The sequence below is a fragment of the Paracoccus niistensis genome (assembly GCF_042432925.1).
GTDB lineage: Bacteria > Pseudomonadota > Alphaproteobacteria > Rhodobacterales > Rhodobacteraceae > Paracoccus > Paracoccus niistensis.
This window is the reverse complement of the sequence record NZ_JBHLWE010000002.1, coordinates 25902-40742: the sequence shown is the minus strand read 5'-3', so window position 1 is coordinate 40742 and position 14841 is coordinate 25902. Positions and strand designations below refer to the sequence as shown.

At 68.7% G+C, this 14841-nt stretch carries 17 protein-coding genes and 1 tRNA gene; 11 read left to right on the top strand and 7 right to left on the bottom strand.

Annotated elements, in window-relative coordinates; genetic code table 11:
* Positions 1 to 12: 12 nt before the first annotated feature.
* The 3 genes from ACFFII_RS00265 to ACFFII_RS00255 form a co-directional block, all read right to left on the bottom strand.
* A complete protein-coding gene (locus tag ACFFII_RS00265) occupies positions 13 to 828 on the bottom strand; it encodes an RlmE family RNA methyltransferase (protein WP_377696877.1) in 816 nt (271 codons plus the stop codon).
* Positions 828 to 1958, bottom strand: coding sequence for a Ppx/GppA phosphatase family protein (locus ACFFII_RS00260; RefSeq protein ID WP_090757031.1), 1131 nt, complete (start codon positions 1956 to 1958; stop codon positions 828 to 830). Before ACFFII_RS00260 ends, ACFFII_RS00265 begins: the two co-directional genes overlap by 1 nt.
* A 142-nt stretch (positions 1959 to 2100) precedes the next feature.
* Positions 2101 to 3276 (bottom strand): Hint domain-containing protein, encoded by a 1176-nt coding sequence (locus ACFFII_RS00255; RefSeq protein ID WP_377696876.1) that lies wholly within the window; start codon positions 3274 to 3276, stop codon positions 2101 to 2103.
* 296 nt (positions 3277 to 3572) lie between these two features.
* Between ACFFII_RS00255 and ACFFII_RS00250 the strand changes: the two genes are divergently transcribed.
* From ACFFII_RS00250 to ACFFII_RS00230, 5 genes are all read left to right on the top strand, one after another.
* A complete protein-coding gene (locus ACFFII_RS00250) occupies positions 3573 to 3743 on the top strand; it encodes a hypothetical protein (RefSeq protein ID WP_090757029.1) in 171 nt (56 codons plus the stop codon).
* A 5-nt stretch (positions 3744 to 3748) separates the two neighbouring features.
* Entirely contained in the window at positions 3749 to 4930 is a 1182-nt protein-coding gene (locus tag ACFFII_RS00245; RefSeq protein ID WP_377696875.1) for a vWA domain-containing protein, read from the top strand.
* Positions 4931 to 4972: 42 nt separating this feature from the next.
* On the top strand, positions 4973 to 5659 hold the full coding sequence (locus ACFFII_RS00240; protein WP_377696874.1) for a M48 family metalloprotease: 687 nt from the start codon (positions 4973 to 4975) through the stop codon (positions 5657 to 5659).
* A 122-nt stretch (positions 5660 to 5781) separates the two neighbouring features.
* Entirely contained in the window at positions 5782 to 6987 is a 1206-nt protein-coding gene (locus ACFFII_RS00235) for a hypothetical protein (protein ID WP_377696873.1), read from the top strand.
* Between the two features lie 28 nt (positions 6988 to 7015).
* Positions 7016 to 8371 carry a cytochrome P450 gene (locus tag ACFFII_RS00230; RefSeq protein WP_377696872.1) on the top strand — a complete coding sequence of 452 codons (1356 nt, stop codon included), beginning with the start codon at positions 7016 to 7018 and terminating at the stop codon, positions 8369 to 8371.
* On the opposite strand, the gene ACFFII_RS00225 is transcribed toward ACFFII_RS00230, so the two are convergent.
* Both ACFFII_RS00225 and ACFFII_RS00220 read right to left on the bottom strand, forming a co-directional pair.
* The gene (locus tag ACFFII_RS00225; RefSeq protein ID WP_377696871.1) at positions 8368 to 8760 is read right to left on the bottom strand and encodes a group III truncated hemoglobin; all 393 of its coding nucleotides are present in this window, start codon (positions 8758 to 8760) and stop codon (positions 8368 to 8370) included. The two genes, ACFFII_RS00230 and ACFFII_RS00225, sit on opposite strands and share 4 nt — an antisense overlap.
* 68 nt (positions 8761 to 8828) lie before the next feature.
* Positions 8829 to 8903, bottom strand: a tRNA-Thr gene (locus tag ACFFII_RS00220).
* Positions 8904 to 9048: 145 nt separating this feature from the next.
* On the opposite strand from ACFFII_RS00220, the gene ACFFII_RS00215 reads away from it, so the two are divergent.
* From ACFFII_RS00215 to ACFFII_RS00190, 6 genes are all read left to right on the top strand, one after another.
* Positions 9049 to 9261, top strand: coding sequence for a hypothetical protein (locus tag ACFFII_RS00215; RefSeq protein ID WP_377696870.1), 213 nt, complete (start codon positions 9049 to 9051; stop codon positions 9259 to 9261).
* Entirely contained in the window at positions 9261 to 10544 is a 1284-nt protein-coding gene (gene murA, locus ACFFII_RS00210; protein WP_377696869.1) for a UDP-N-acetylglucosamine 1-carboxyvinyltransferase, read from the top strand. Before ACFFII_RS00215 ends, murA begins: the two co-directional genes overlap by 1 nt.
* Entirely contained in the window at positions 10537 to 11013 is a 477-nt protein-coding gene (locus ACFFII_RS00205) for a DUF2948 family protein (RefSeq protein WP_377696868.1), read from the top strand. Before murA ends, ACFFII_RS00205 begins: the two co-directional genes overlap by 8 nt.
* Before the next feature lie 136 nt (positions 11014 to 11149).
* Entirely contained in the window at positions 11150 to 12454 is a 1305-nt protein-coding gene (gene hisD / locus ACFFII_RS00200; protein WP_377696867.1) for a histidinol dehydrogenase, read from the top strand.
* An 89-nt stretch (positions 12455 to 12543) separates the two neighbouring features.
* A complete protein-coding gene (locus ACFFII_RS00195; protein ID WP_377696866.1) occupies positions 12544 to 13026 on the top strand; it encodes a UPF0262 family protein in 483 nt (160 codons plus the stop codon).
* 5 nt (positions 13027 to 13031) lie between these two features.
* Positions 13032 to 13538 (top strand): arsenate-mycothiol transferase ArsC, encoded by a 507-nt coding sequence (locus ACFFII_RS00190; RefSeq protein ID WP_377696865.1) that lies wholly within the window; start codon positions 13032 to 13034, stop codon positions 13536 to 13538.
* A 6-nt stretch (positions 13539 to 13544) separates the two neighbouring features.
* Here the strand turns inward: ACFFII_RS00190 and hisH are convergent, their stop codons facing one another.
* Together hisH and hisB are read right to left on the bottom strand one after the other, a co-directional pair.
* Complete coding sequence (hisH, locus tag ACFFII_RS00185) at positions 13545 to 14180, bottom strand: imidazole glycerol phosphate synthase subunit HisH (protein ID WP_377696864.1); 636 nt, start codon at positions 14178 to 14180, stop codon at positions 13545 to 13547.
* A complete protein-coding gene (gene hisB, locus ACFFII_RS00180; RefSeq protein ID WP_377696863.1) occupies positions 14181 to 14792 on the bottom strand; it encodes an imidazoleglycerol-phosphate dehydratase HisB in 612 nt (203 codons plus the stop codon).
* Between the last annotated feature and the right edge of the window lie 49 nt (positions 14793 to 14841).

Sequence of the window (14841 nt, the reverse complement as noted above, 5' to 3'; positions counted from 1 at the left end):
GCAGGAAAAGCTTCAGACCTCCGCGCCCTCGCCGCCCGCATCTTCAGCCGCATCCTCGGCCCCGCCCCGGTCCCGCCGCCCCCGAAAGCCCATAGCCACGACGAACTTCTCGGAGGAGTCCGAGCGGCTCGCGGGGGGCTTCACATTCGCAACCGAGGTGAAGTTCTGCTTGAGGATCGCCTGCAGCCCCTGCTCGGCCCCACCCGCCAGCACCTTGGCAACAAAGGTGCCACCCGGTTCCAGCACATCAAAGGCGAACTGGGCCGCCGCCTCGACCAGCGCCACGATCCGCAGGTGGTCGGTTCCCTTGTGCCCCGAGGATGACGCGGCCATGTCCGACATCACCACGTCGGCCGTCCCGCCCAGCCAGGCCTTGACCTTCTCGTCCGCTTCCTCGGACAGGAAATCCAGCTGGTGGATCTCGGCCCCGGCGATCGGATCGACCTCCTGCAGGTCCACGCCCAGCACGCGGCCTTGGGGCTTGCCCTTCCGTTCGCCCAGCGCATTGACGCGGCCGACGGCGACCTGGCACCAGCCGCCTGGCGCACAGCCGAGGTCCACGACCCGCGCGCCCGGCTTCAGGAAGCCGTACTTGTCGTCAAGCTCGATGATCTTGTAGGCCGCACGGCCGCGATAACCCTCGCGCTTGGCCCGGGCGACGTAGGGGTCGTTCAACTGCCGTTCCAGCCAAAGGGTCGAAGACAGCTTGCGTCCCTTAGCGGTCTTGACCCGCACCCGCAGGTCGCGCTGGCCGCGCCCGGAACTGCCCTTCCCTGCCCGGCTGCCCGGCTTGGTTCCGCCGCCCGAGTTGCCCGAACCAGCCGTCATCACGCCACTCCCATCAATCCATCCGAGGTCAGCACCCCGTCGCGCACCATCTGCGCATAAAGCAACCCCTCGCGCAGCCCGCGGTCCGCGACCGACAGCCGGCTGGTGGGCCAGACCCGCATCAGCGTCTGCAGGATCGCCGCGCCCGACATGATCAGCGCGTGCCGTTCCCGGCCGATGCGGGGATCGGCACGCCGCCCGTCGGGGCCCAGCGCGAGGTAATTCTGGATCACCCGGTCGATCTGGGCCGTGGTCATCGTCAGCCCGTCGACCTTGGTCCGGTCATAGCGCTTGAGCCCGAGGTGGCTGGCCGCTACCGTCGTGACCGTGCCGGAAGTGCCGATGATCTGGAACTTGTCGTCGGCCTTGATCCCGGTCGTGTAGGGCTTGAAGCCCTCCAGCATCTGCTCGAACTGCCAGCTCATCAGGGCAAAGCGCGCCGGGTCGTCGGTCACGTCGTCGAACTGGTCGCGCAGCGTGGCCACGCCCAAGGGCACGCTGATCCAGTCCACCACCCGCGCCGCGCCCGGCGAGCAGTCGTGGAAGCCGTCCGCCAGCCTCATGATCGCGCGCGGACGCTCGACCGGCTCGACATCACCCAGATCGATCCAGACCAGTTCCGTCGAGCCGCCGCCGATGTCCACGACCAGCAACTGCTCGGTCCGCAGGCTGACCAGCGGCGCGCAGGAAATCACGGCAAGCCGCGCCTCTTCCTCGGCCGGGATGATCTCGAGCGGCAGGCCGGTCTCGTGCTTGATCATCCGCAGGAAATCGCGGCTGTTCCTTGCCCTGCGGCAAGCCTCGGTCGCGACCAGCCGCATGCGACGCACGCCATGCTGCTCGATCTTGCGCCGGCATACCTGCAGCGCATGAACCGTCCGGATCATCGACTGACCCGAAAGACGGCCTGAGGCTTCAAGGCCGTGCCCCAGCTGGACCGGCTTCGAGAAGCTGTCGATCACCTGGAACTGACTGCCCATGGGGCGGGCAATCAGCATCCGGCAACTGTTGGTGCCCAGATCGAGGGCCGCATAAAGCGACCCGTCGTCGGGCTGGCGGGTGACGGCAGGCGAGGCCACCGGAACCGGGGCCGAGGACGCGTCCGCACCCGCGGGACGCCTGGGCGCCATCTGCAACGCCCTCCGAAATCGTGTTGAGTTGAAACTAAGCGTCTCCCGGATTCTGTTCAACCCCGCCGATCCCGTCAGGAATCCGCAGGAACGAAAAAGGAGCCCCAAGGGGCCCCTTTCCGATGATCCGAAGATGCGCCGCTTACTGCAGCGGGATGCCCGCGTGACGCGCCGCAAGATCGCGACCCTGCCGGCCGCTGAGGAACAGCCGTGCGCCCGGCACGGGCTCTGCCCCTGCCGCCAGTTCCGGGAACAGCGCGAAGATCTCGGCCCGGGCGGGCTCGTCCACCGCGCGCAGGGCCTGCTCGCCGGTATAAAGCGATTCGGACTGCGCGCCCTCGGCATAGACGACCTCGTGGCGGTCGAAGAGCAGGTGGACATAGGTGATCTCGGTCAGGTCCTCGGCCACCTCGACGCCGTCCAGCGCCAGCAGGTGCTTGGCCGCGACCAGCACCTCATCGGTGCCGAACAGCGCCTGAGCCACCGCCGAGCGCACCATCATCCGGTGCTGCGGCGAGACCAGCAGGTCGCGCCTGGGCAGCCGGTCGCCCAGCGCGCCCTTGCGGACGCGGATCGGGCGCAGGTTCGGGTTCGCGGCAAGATCCACGGCATCCAGCGTCCGCATGCCGATCCAGCGGACGGGCTGCAGGCCATTGTCGGCCGTCTGCACCAGATCGCCGATGGCCAGCTTCTCGACCGGGCGCTGGCCCTTGGCGGTGGCCAGGCGCACCCCGGCGGTGAAGCAGGGGATGGGCGTCCAGTCATCAGGCGGGCAATAGTTGTAGTCGTTGTCCTTGTCCGGAATGGGACAGATCAGTTCGATCGAGGCAATCGGCTTGGCGCCGATCACGTCGCCGCCTTTGCCGTTTTCCGGGGGAACCACGAAATTGCGTCCCAAATCATCCTGGATAACGGTCAGCACCGTATTGGCGCAGGTACCGTCCGCATAAGTGACCTGGGCAGTGAATTGCGAAACGCCATCATACCTGAAACGGCTGACCTGCTTGACCTCTCCCGATTTGCGATCGGGCACCTCGACGGCAGGCGAGGTCTTGAACGTGTCGTAGCAACCGAAAAGATTGTTGCCTTCAAGCTTGCCGTCCCGGTTCAGGTCGCTGGTGACCGTGATGTCGACGATGTTGTCGGCCAAGGGATTATCGTGCGAACCGAAGGTGGTACCGGACAGGCAATGCGCCGTTTCCGAACCGGGCAGGATTTCATAACGGTCGATATATTGATCGCTATGAACGTCACCAAGGTAGATGGCCTTGAACGTCGTGTCACAGCCGCCCGGCTCGGGGCAGGAGCAGAAGGTCATACTGGCAACTCCGACAATCGGAAAAACTGATAAACAACGCGGCAACAAGCGCGTTCTGGATTGATGCCGCAGGACGCGGACAAATAGAACACCAATAAAGATTAAAAATACACGCGGCCAGAGAGCGACCAGAATCGTTCTGCAATTTCCGCGCGAACTGGAGGCCAGAAATATCTGCGGCAGATCAATTCGGAAGGACCTGCGCCCGCGTCTGCCGGCGATCCCCCTTGCTTGTCAGCCCGGTCCGATTCGCTTACAGCGGCGGTTCATCCGTCAATCCATCCGGGAAGCGGCCCATGATCGTCATCGTCGCCATCGTGCTTGGCGCCCTTCTCGGGGACCTGCGGGCGCGCCGGGCGCAGGGGAACCGCAAGGACCGCCTGCAATACGCGGCCGTCCACGCCATCGCCTTCGCCATCGTGGCGCTGTTCGTCACGATCCTGCTCGACCGCGCGCTGCGGGGCTGAGGCCGATGTTCCGCCCGTTCCTCGATGCGCTGCGCCGCCACGGGGTTCCGGTCAGCCTGCGGGAATGGCTGGACCTGATGGCCGCGATGGAGGCCGGGGTGGCGGGCTGGTCAGTGGACGATTTCCACACCGTCGGCCGCGCGATCCTGGTCAAGGACGAACGTCACATCGACCGCTATGACCGCGCCTTCGCGGAAAGCTTTGCCGGACTGGAATCGGTTCCCATCGAGGCGCTGGTCAGCGAGGCCGCCCTGCCCCGCGACTGGCTGGAAAAGCTGGCCGAGAAGCTGCTGACCCCCGAGGAACGCGCCGCTGTCGAGGGCTCGGGCAGCTTCGAGGCGCTGATGGAGAAGCTGCGCCAGCGGCTGGCCGAGCAGAAGGGCCGCCACCAGGGCGGCAACAAGTGGATCGGGACGGCGGGGACCTCGCCTTACGGGGCCTATGGCTACAACCCGGAAGGCGTGCGGATCGGTCAGGACGAAAGCCGCCACCGCCGCGCGGTCAAGGTCTGGGACAAGCGCGAGTTCCGCGACTTCGACGATACGGTGGAACTCGGCACCCGCAATATCAAGGTCGCGCTGAAGCGCCTGCGCCAGTGGGCGCGGCATGGCGCGGCCGAGGAACTGGACCTGCCCGGCACCATCCGCGCCACGGCCGATCACGGCTATATCGACGTCCAGACCCGGCCGGAACGGCGCAACGCCGTCAAGGTGCTGCTGCTTCTAGACGTGGGCGGCAGCATGGACGACCATATCCGCGTCGTGGACGAGCTTTTCTCGGCTGCCCGCGCCGAGTTCAGGAACCTCGAGCATTTCTACTTCCACAACTGCCTTTACGAATCCGTCTGGCGCAACAACCGCCGCCGCTGGGACGAAACGGTGCCGACCTGGGACCTGCTGCACCGCTATGGCCGCGACTGGAAGGTGATCGTGGTCGGCGACGCCTCGATGTCGCCTTACGAGATCGTGGCGCCCGGCGGGGCCAACGAGCACTGGAACCCCGAGCCGGGCGAATTGTGGCTGCGCCGCTTGTGCGAGACCTGGCCGGATCACGTCTGGCTAAACCCCGTGCCGGAACGCCACTGGGGCCATACCCAGTCCATCGGCATGATCGGCCGCATCTTCGAGAACCGGATGATGCCGCTGACGCTGGAAGGACTGACGCGGGCGATGCGGACCTTGGGCTGACCGCCCGTTGATCGCGCGCTCCTGACGTCCCAGATTGGCGCCATGAAACTGCTGCCGATCCTTCTCATCATCCTTTACGCCGTCGCCATGTGGCTGCTTTCGGCCTGGCGGCTGCGGCAGGAGTTGAATGCGAACTCCACGCCCTTGAACGACCCCCGCCTTTCGGCGGCGTTGAACCGGCTGGGCAACGCGATGGGGATCGGTCCGGTCAGGGCCCATGTCTACGAGATCAAGCCGGTGAACGGACTTGCCGCCCCCGACGGACGAGTGTTCCTGACCCGCGGCTTTCTGGACCAGCTCGACGCAGGCCGCGTGAGCGAGGCCGAGCTCGCCTCGGTGATTGCGCATGAACTGGGCCATGTCACTCATGGGCATGCGCGCCGCCGGATGATGGATTTTGCCGGGCAGAACCTCGTGCGCATGGTGTTGGCCACCACCTTCGGCCGCTTCATCCCCTTTATCGGCCCCTGGATCGCCCATCTGGCCGCCTCGGCCCTGGCGGCGAGCCTTTCGCGCAAGGATGAATACGAGGCCGACGCCTTCGCCGCCGCGCTGATGGTCAAGGCGGGCTTTGGCACAGGCCCGCAGAAAGCGCTGCTGTCGCGGTTGGAGCGGTTGACCGACATGACAGGCCGCCCGGTGGCGTGGCTCGCCTCGCATCCGCCGATCCCGCGCCGCATCGAGGCCATCGAGGCGCTGGAGCGCCGCTGGAACCTGCCCGCCGCCTGACGAGCCTGCAGGCACCTGCCCGATCTTCCTGATCCCGATACCCCGAGCCCCAAGGCCGGGATCCGCCGCTTGCCCCCGATGCCCCAGCCAATATGCTGCACGCGCAACAATCCGGGCGCCAGATGAGCCGACCCTTCCGCCGCCGGGTGCTCTACATTCCCGGCTACGACCCCATTCCGGCCCGCCGCTACCGCGAGCTTTACCGCCGCGAGGGCGAGGCGCAGGCGCGCATCTCGGGCTATCGGCTCGACTTCGGCCCGCGGCGCGACCGCAGGGGCTTCGGCTGGGGCGTGACGGGGCACTTTCCCGAAGGCACGGCGCAGGCCGACATCGAGGTGCTGGTCTGGTCGGATGTTGTGCAGAGCTCGATGGGGCGCTCGATCCCCGCAACTTATGCGCAGCTCGTGCGGACGGCCTGGGCCTATGTGGGCTCGGGCGCGCTGTTCCGGCTGATGCGGCTGCGGCGCGCGCCCGTGATCGCGGCGCTTTATCCCATCGTCGTGCTGCTCGCGGAACTGGCCCTGGCGCTGGTTGTCGGCGTGGCGGTCTGGTGGATGGGCGCATGGCTGGCCCACTGGCTGCCGGGACTGGTCGCGGGGCTTTTCGCGGCCGCCGCGATCCTGTGGGGCTTTCGCCGCATCGACGGGCGCATCTTCGCCTATTACCTGATGCACGACTATGCCTTCACCGCGCAGGATGGCGGGGCCTATCCGCCTGCGCTGGAGGCCCGCATCAAGGCCTTCGCCGACCGTATCGCGGCGGTGCTGGCGGACGACTGGGACGAGGTGCTGGTCGTGGGCCATTCCTCGGGCGCCTATATCGCGGTCTCGGTGCTGGCCGACCTGATCCGCTCGGGGCGCGCGCATGGCGACAGGCGGCTGTCCCTGCTGACGCTGGGCCATGTGGTGCCGATGGCCGCGTTCCTGCCGCGCGCGGGACGGCTGCGGGCCGACCTGCGCTATCTATCCGCCCGGCCCGAGGTCGCATGGGTGGACGTGAGTGCGCCGGGGGACGCCTGCTGCTTCGGCTTGTGCGATCCGGTTGCCGTCTCGGGGGTCGAGCCGCCCGACCGGCGCGGCCCGCTGGTGCTGTCGGCGGCCTTCACGCGGACGCTGTCCCCCGGAAAGCAGCGGGAACTGCGAGGCCGCTGGTTCCGGCTGCATTTTCAGTATCTCTGCGCCTTCGACTGGCCCGGCGACTACGATTACTTCGCCCTTACGGCCGGGCCCTTGCGTCTGGCGGACCGCTATGCGGGCCGCAGCCACTCGCCCGCCCGCATCGCAAGGGCGGTCAATGACTGGCCCGGACGACGGAAGGGGGCGCCATGACGAAGGCACGGCCGCCGCGAGGCGCGCGATGATCCCGCCCAAGCCCCGCACGACCGAAGGACGTGGCGGCGTCCTGCGCTATGCCCTGCGCTTCCGACGCGACCTGCTGTCCGCCTTGCCCGCGCGGCTTTACCGCGCCTGGATGGCCGAGTTCCGCAGTCCCCTGCTGCGCAGCGTGGTCTGCAACGACCCGGCGCTGGTCCGTCTGGTCCTGCAGGCCCGCCCCCGCGACTTCCCCAAGTCAAACCGCCTGCGCGAGGGCTTGGCCCCCTTGCTGGGCCGGTCGGTCTTCGTCACGAACGGCGTCCTCTGGGAACGCCAGCGCCGCATCATCGACCCGGCCTTCGAGGGCGGGCGCCTGGGCCAGACCCTGCCGGCCATGTGGGACGCGGCCCTTTCCGCGACCCGCCGTCTCGCCGCCCATGCGGGAACCGAGATCGACGTCGAGCCGGAAACCAGCCATGCCGCCGCCGACGTGATCTTCCGCACCCTGTTTTCCGTTCCCATCGAGGACCAAACGGCGGCGCAGGTCTTCGCCGCCTTCCGCGCCCACCAGGACGCCCAGCCCATCGTCAACCTTGCCGCGCTGGTGCCGCTGCCCGCCTGGATACCGCGCTGGCACGGGCGGCGGACGCGGCACACGGCCGCCACAATCCGCGGCCTCATCTCCCGGATGGTCAATGCCCGCACTGCCGAGATCTCCGCGGGCGGCGCGCCCGATGACCTTGCCACCAAGATCATGACCACGCCTGACCCTCAGACGGGTCAGGGCTTCACCCCCGACGAGATGGTGGACCAGGTGGCGATCTTCTTTCTGGCAGGGCACGAAACCTCGGCCAGCGCGCTCGCCTGGGCGCTTTGGTTGCTGGCCGCCGCGCCCGAGTGGCAGGACCGCGTCGCCGCCGAGGCGCGCGAGGTCCTGCAAGGGGACCGCCCCGACCTGTCCGCCGTGTCCCGCCTCAAGACCGCTCGCGCGGTCTTCCGCGAAACCATGCGGCTTTACCCGCCCGTCCCCATGATGGTGCGCGAGACGGTGCAGCCCGAATGTCTCCGCGACCGCGACCTGCCGCGCGGCACGCAGGTCGTCCTGTCGCCCTGGCACCTGCACCGGCATGAACGGCTGTGGGACACCCCCGACGCCTTCGACCCGGCGCGCTGGGATACCGAGAACGGCCGCGCCTGCGCGCGTTCGGCCTATATCCCCTTCAGCGCCGGCCAGCGCGTCTGCCCCGGCGCGGGCTTCGCCATGATCGAGGGGCCGCTGATGCTGGCGCTGATCTGCCGCGATCTGCGCCTGTCGCGCGGGGCGGTGGACCCGGTGCCCGTCGCCCGCCTGACCGTGCGCGGGCGCAACGGCATCCGCCTGAGGATCGACCGGCGTTAGCGCAGAATGGGCGGGCCGCCCGTGTCGCGCACCCCCATCCGCAGCCCGGCACCGATCCGGTGCGCCAGCGCCGACCAGGCGACCGCCGTGTCGCGCGGAAGCACCCGGATCAGCGTCGCGTCGAACAGCATCAGCCAGTCGTCGAAATGCGCGGGCCGGACGTCGCCAGCTGCCCGATGGACCTGCATCGGATTCCCGTCATAGCCCCGCTCGTAAAGGATCGCGTTGCGCCAGAAGGCGGCGATGCGCTCCTCATGCGCGGGCCAGTCGGCGACATGGGCCGCAAAGACGGGGCCCAGCACCTCATGCCGGCGGACGGCGGCGTAGAAGGTCCGGACGACCCGGGAAATCTGGTCGGCGGTGACGTCGAAGCGGGGCGGGATGCTCATGCGCCCGATGTGGTCGCAGGGGGGCGCCGAAGCAAGGCGGCAGCCGGTCGCAGGAAAAATCAGGGAAATGGTGCTGCGAGAGAGGATTGAACTCTCGACCTCACCCTTACCAAGGGTGTGCTCTACCACTGAGCTACCGCAGCGCCGGTGGTCCGCTTGGACCGTGCGGGGCGATTTAGACGCAAGCCCGACGACGTGCAAGGGGAATTACGCGGAAAACCGCATCTCGCCCTTCGGCCCGCCTGCGCGCCGCTGGACGGGCGGGATTGCCGCAAGTAACAGGGCGCGGTGAGCAAGGACCGCCGCCCCCCACCCTCCTCCGACAGCCGCCAGGCGCGGCTGACGGCTGCGCTGCGCGCCAACCTGGCGCGGCGCAAGGCGCAGGCGCGCAGCCGCGCCGAAGGCGAGACCGAGGGGGACAAGGCGGCCGGACTCATGACGGGCAGCAAGAACAACGGCCCCGCGGGAAAGACCCCGGACGAGGGCGCGAGCGAGGACTGATGGACACGATTCTGGTGCGCGGCAACGGTCCGCTGAACGGCGAGATTCCGATCGCGGGGGCGAAGAACGCCTGCCTCACGCTGATGCCCGCGACCCTGCTGACGGACGAGCCGCTGACGCTGACCAACGCGCCGCGGCTGTCGGACATCCGCACCATGACGGCGCTGCTGCAAAGCCTTGGGGCCGAGGTCGCCAGCCTGCAGGACGGGCAGGTGCTGGCGCTGTCCAGCCATGCGCTGACGAGCCACCGGGCAGATTACGACATCGTGCGCAAGATGCGCGCCTCGATCCTGGTGCTGGGGCCGATGCTGGCGCGGGACGGGCACGCGGTCGTCTCGCTGCCCGGCGGCTGCGCCATCGGGGCGCGGCCCGTGGACCTGCACCTGCGCGCGCTGGAGGCCATGGGCGCGGAACTCGACCTGCGTGACGGCTATGTCCATGCCAAGGCGCCCGCGAGCGGGCTGAAAGGCGCGGTGATCGACTTCCCCTTGGTCTCGGTGGGCGCGACCGAGAACGCGCTGATGGCAGCCACGCTGGCACGCGGAACCACGGTCCTGAACAATGCCGCGCGCGAGCCCGAGATCGTGGACCTCGCCCGCTGCCTGCGGCGCATGGGCGCGCAGATCGAGGGTGAGGGCACCTCGACCATCACGGTACAGGGCGTGGACCGGCTGGGCGGCGCGACGCATCCGGTCGTCACCGATCGCATCGAACTGGGCACCTACATGCTCGCCCCCGCCATCTGCGGCGGCGAGGTGACCTGCCTTGGCGGGAAGATCGAGCTTGTGCAGGCCTTCTGCGAGAAGCTGGACGAGGCCGGGATCAGCGTCTGCGAATCCGAGCGCGGGCTGACGGTCAGCCGCCGCAACGGCCGGGTGAACGCGGTCAATGTCGTCACCGAGCCCTTCCCCGGCTTCCCCACCGACCTGCAGGCGCAGATGATGGCGCTGCTCTGCACCGCCGAGGGCGTCAGCGACCTTGAGGAGACGATCTTCGAGAACCGCTTCATGCACGCCCCAGAACTGGCCCGCATGGGCGCGCGGATCGAGGTGCATGGCGGGCATGCCCGCGTGACCGGCGTGGACAAGCTGCGGGGGGCGCCGGTCATGGCGACGGACCTGCGGGCCTCGGTCAGCCTGATCCTCGCGGGGCTGGCGGCCGAGGGCGAGACGGTGGTCAGCCGCGTCTACCATCTGGATCGCGGCTATGAGAAGGTCGTCAGCAAGCTGCGCGGCGTGGGCGCGGACATCGAACGCATCAAGGAGCAGCCGATCCATGACTGACGCGCGCTATGCCGACGCCGGGCCGGACATGTCGCTGGCGATCCGGGCCGAGGATGCCGAGGACCTGCGCATCCTTGCCACGCTGGCACAGGACGCGGTGCTGACGGCGGGCGACATGCTGCACGACGGCCGCGCGCGGCGCTTCAGCCTGCTGCTGAACCGCTTCCGCTGGGAGGATGCCGAGGCCGCGCGCCGCGAGGGGCGGCCCTATGAGCGGGTGCGCTCGCTGCTGGTGATCTCGGACGCGCTGCGGGTCCGGCACGACGGGATCGACCGCGCCGATCCGGGCACAGTCCTGTCGCTGCTGGACCTCGGCTGGCAGCCGGGCGAGGACGGCACGGGCATTCTGACCCTGAATTTCGCAGGCGACGGGACCATCGCCATTGACGCGGAATGCCTGTCGGTGGACCTGCGCGACGTGACGCGGCCCTATCTGGCCGTGTCGGGCGACATGCCCCGGCACGAGTGACACAAGGGGCTCTGCCTTTCGCCATGGCTGGCGGCTCACTCCACGGGAGTTGGGCCGGAAAGAAGACGCGGGCTTTGGCTTGAGAGGCGGGGCTTGCGGCGGTAACAGGCGAGCCAAGCCGCCGAAAGGACCGACCATGCCCGTCTTCCTGTCCACCTCCGATCCCGATTTCGAGGCGCGCTTCGCCGCCATGCTGTCGGCCAAGCGCGAGGATTCCGCTGACGTGGGCGACGCGGTGGCGGGGATCATCGCGGAGGTACGGGCACGGGGGGACGCGGCGCTGGTCGAACTGACCGCGCGCTTCGACCGGCTGGAACTGACGGCCGAGGGGCTGCGGTTTTCCCCGGCCGAGATCGAGGCCACGGCGGCGCAGGTGTCGGCCGAGGATCGCGCGGCGCTGGAACTCGCGGCCGGGCGCATCCGCGCCTATCACGCGCGGCAAATGCCCGAGGACGCCACGTGGACGGACAAGGCGGGGGCACGGCTGGGCTGGCGCTGGACGCCGGTGTCCTCGGCAGGGCTGTATGTGCCGGGTGGACAGGCGAGCTATCCTTCGTCCGTGCTGATGAACGCCATTCCCGCGCGGGCGGCGGGGGTCGGGCGGCTGGTGGTCTGCGCGCCGACGCCGCGCGGCGAGGTCAATCCGCTGGTGCTGCTGGCCTGCCAGATCGCCGGGGTGGACGAGATCTACCGGATCGGCGGCGCGCAGGCGATCGCGGCGCTGGCCTACGGGACGGACACGATCCGGCCCGTGGACAAGATCACCGGGCCGGGGAACGCCTATGTCGCTGCGGCCAAGCGGCAGGTCTTCGGGCGCGTCGGGATCGACAGCATCGCGGGGCCGTCCGAGGTGCTGGTGATCGCGGAAGGCGCGCAGAACCCGGAATGGCTGGCGCTGGACCTGCTGGCGCAGGCGGAACATGACGCGGATGCGCAGTCGATCCTGGTCACGCCGGACCCCGCGCTGGCGCAGGCCGTTGCGGCGGAAGTCGAGCGGCTGCTGCCCACCCTGCCCCGCGCCGCCATCGCAGGCGCAAGCTGGCGCGACCACGGCACCGTTATCGTCACCCGCGACCTGGCCGAGGCGGCGGCGCTGTCCGACCGCATCGCCCCCGAGCACCTGGAGCTTTGCGTGGACGATCCCGAGGCGCTGTCCTCGCAGGTCAGCCACGCGGGCGCGATCTTCCTCGGCGGCTGGACGCCCGAGGCGGCGGGCGACTATGTCAGCGGACCGAACCACGTCCTGCCGACAGCGCGCTCGGCGCGGTTTTCCTCGGGGCTGTCGGTGATGGATTTCCTCAAGCGCACCACGCTGTCACGGCTGGACCCCGGCTCGCTGGCGGCCATCGGCCCCGCGGCGGTCCGGCTGGCAGAATCCGAGGGGTTGTCGGCACACGGGCGCTCGATCACCGCGCGGCTGGACACGCTTAACCGGGGCTGAGGCCCGCCTTTCCGCTTGAATGATCCGGCGCTTGCCGTGATCGTGGCAGCCGCCCGGAGGGGGCAGCGCTAGCCAAGGGGGCTCGTCCGATGACAACCGATCGCCTCATCCGGGTCGAGATCGACGATTCCGCCCTGCCCCCGGCCACGCCCGAGATGGAGCAGGAGCGCCGCGTCGCCATCTTCGACCTGCTGGAAGACAACAGCCTTGCGCTGCCCGGCCGCCCCGACCAGCCCGCACCCAGCGGACCCTATGCGCTGCTTCTGGCCGTGCGCGACCGGCGGCTGGTGTTCGAACTGTCCTCGGACGCGGGTGAGCCGGTGGCCGAGTTCCACCTGTCGATGGGCCCCTTCCGGCAGGTGGTGAAAGACTACTTCCAGATCTGCGAAAGCTACTTTGACGCGGTCAAGCGCCTGCCCCCCGCGCAGATCGAGGCCATCGACATGGCCCGGCGCGGCATCCACAACGAAGGGGCACGGACCCTGCAGGAACGGCTCGACGGCAAGGCCACGGTGGACATCGACACCTCGCGACGGCTTTTCACCCTGATCTGCGCGCTGGTGACGGAATAAGGCCCGTGGAGGACAAGGCCGGCATCCCGAACTCGGTCCTGTTCTGCTGCGATCACAACGCCATCCGCTCTCCCATGGCGGAAGGCATGATGAAGAAGCTCTACGGGCGACAGGCCTATGTGCAGTCGGCGGGCGTCCACAACGACATGGAGATCGACGGCTTCGCCATCGCCGTCTGCCAGGAGATCGGGGTCGAACTGTCCCGCCACCGCACCCGCAGCTTCGACGAGATGCGTGCATGGGGCGACGATCTGGGGCAATTCGACCTGGTGGTGGCGCTGACGCCGGCCAGCAAGCACCAGGCGCTGGAGTTGACGCGGCATTTCCACCTGGAGGTGGAATACTGGCCGATCATGGACCCCTCGGGGCTGGCCGAGGGGCGCGAGGCGAAGCTGGCGCTGTATCGCCAGTCGCGCGACCAGATCATGAAGCACATGCTGGCCCGCTTCGGCCCGCCGACGGAACCCGGCGGCATGGACTCGGTGCACGCCGCCGCGGCCTCGCCGGACTAGGCGTTTTCAGGGCTTCCAGTCGAGGAAGTTGCCGAGGATACGCAGGCCCAGCGCCTGCGATTTCTCGGGGTGAAATTGCAGCCCCACGATGTTGTCGCGCGCCACCACCGCCGTCACCGGCCCGCCGTAATCGACCGAGGCGACCAGATCCTCCGGCCGTTCGGTCACGAAATGCCAGCTGTGGACGAAATAGGCATGGCCGCCGGCTGGCACGCCCTCCAGCACCGGATGCGGGCGATGAAGGATCAGGTCGTTCCAGCCCATGTGCGGTACCTTGAGGCTGGGATCGTCCGGCATGATGCGTTCCACCCGCCCCCTGATCCAGCCGAAGCCTGGGGTCGGGCGGTATTCCAGCCCCTCGGTCGCCAGCATCTGCATTCCCACGCAGATGCCCAGGAAGGGGACGCCACGCTGCGTCACAGCCTCTTCCAGCGCCTCATGCAGGCCCGGCACGGCCTCGAAGGCCGCGCGGCAGGCCGGGAAGGCGCCGTCGCCGGGCAGGACGATCCGGTCGGCGCGCGCGACGACCTCGGGGTCGGACGTCACCTGCACCTCGGCGCCGCGATCGGCGCCGACCAGCGCCACCGCCTTGGCCGCCGAGTGCAGATTGCCACTTTCGTAATCGATCAGGGCGACGCGCATCTACAGCGCCCCCTTGGTCGAGGGCAGTTCGCCCGCCATGCGGGCGTCAGGCTCGACCGCTTCGCGCAAGGCGCGGGCGACGGCCTTGAAGGCCGCTTCCGCGATGTGATGCGCGTTCAGACCATGCAGGCGATCCACATGCAGGGTAATGCCGCCGTGGGTGGACAGCGCCTGGAAGAACTCGCGCACCAGCTCGGTGTCGAAATTGCCGATCTTCTGCGCCGGGAAGTCCACGTTCCAGACGAGGAACGGCCGCCCCGACAGGTCCAGCGCCGCGCGGATCAGCGCGTCGTCCATCGCCAGGTGGAATCTGCCATAGCGGCGGATGCCGCGCTTGGCGCCCAGCGCCTTTGTCAGCGCCTGTCCCAGCGCGATGCCGCAGTCCTCGACCGTGTGGTGATCGTCGATATGCAGGTCACCCGTGGCCTTCAGGTCGATGTCGATCAGCGAATGGCGGGCCAGCTGGTCGATCATGTGGTCAAAGAAGCCGACGCCCGTCCTGCTGTGGGACCGGCCGCGCCCGTCCAGGTCGATCGTCACCGTGATGTCGGTTTCGGCCGTCTTGCGGCTGACGGTGGCGCGGCGGGCCGTGTCGGTGGTGGTGTCAGGCATCGCGGCCTCCATCTGCGGGACAGTTGCGATTAGCGCAACAAGGCAGGCA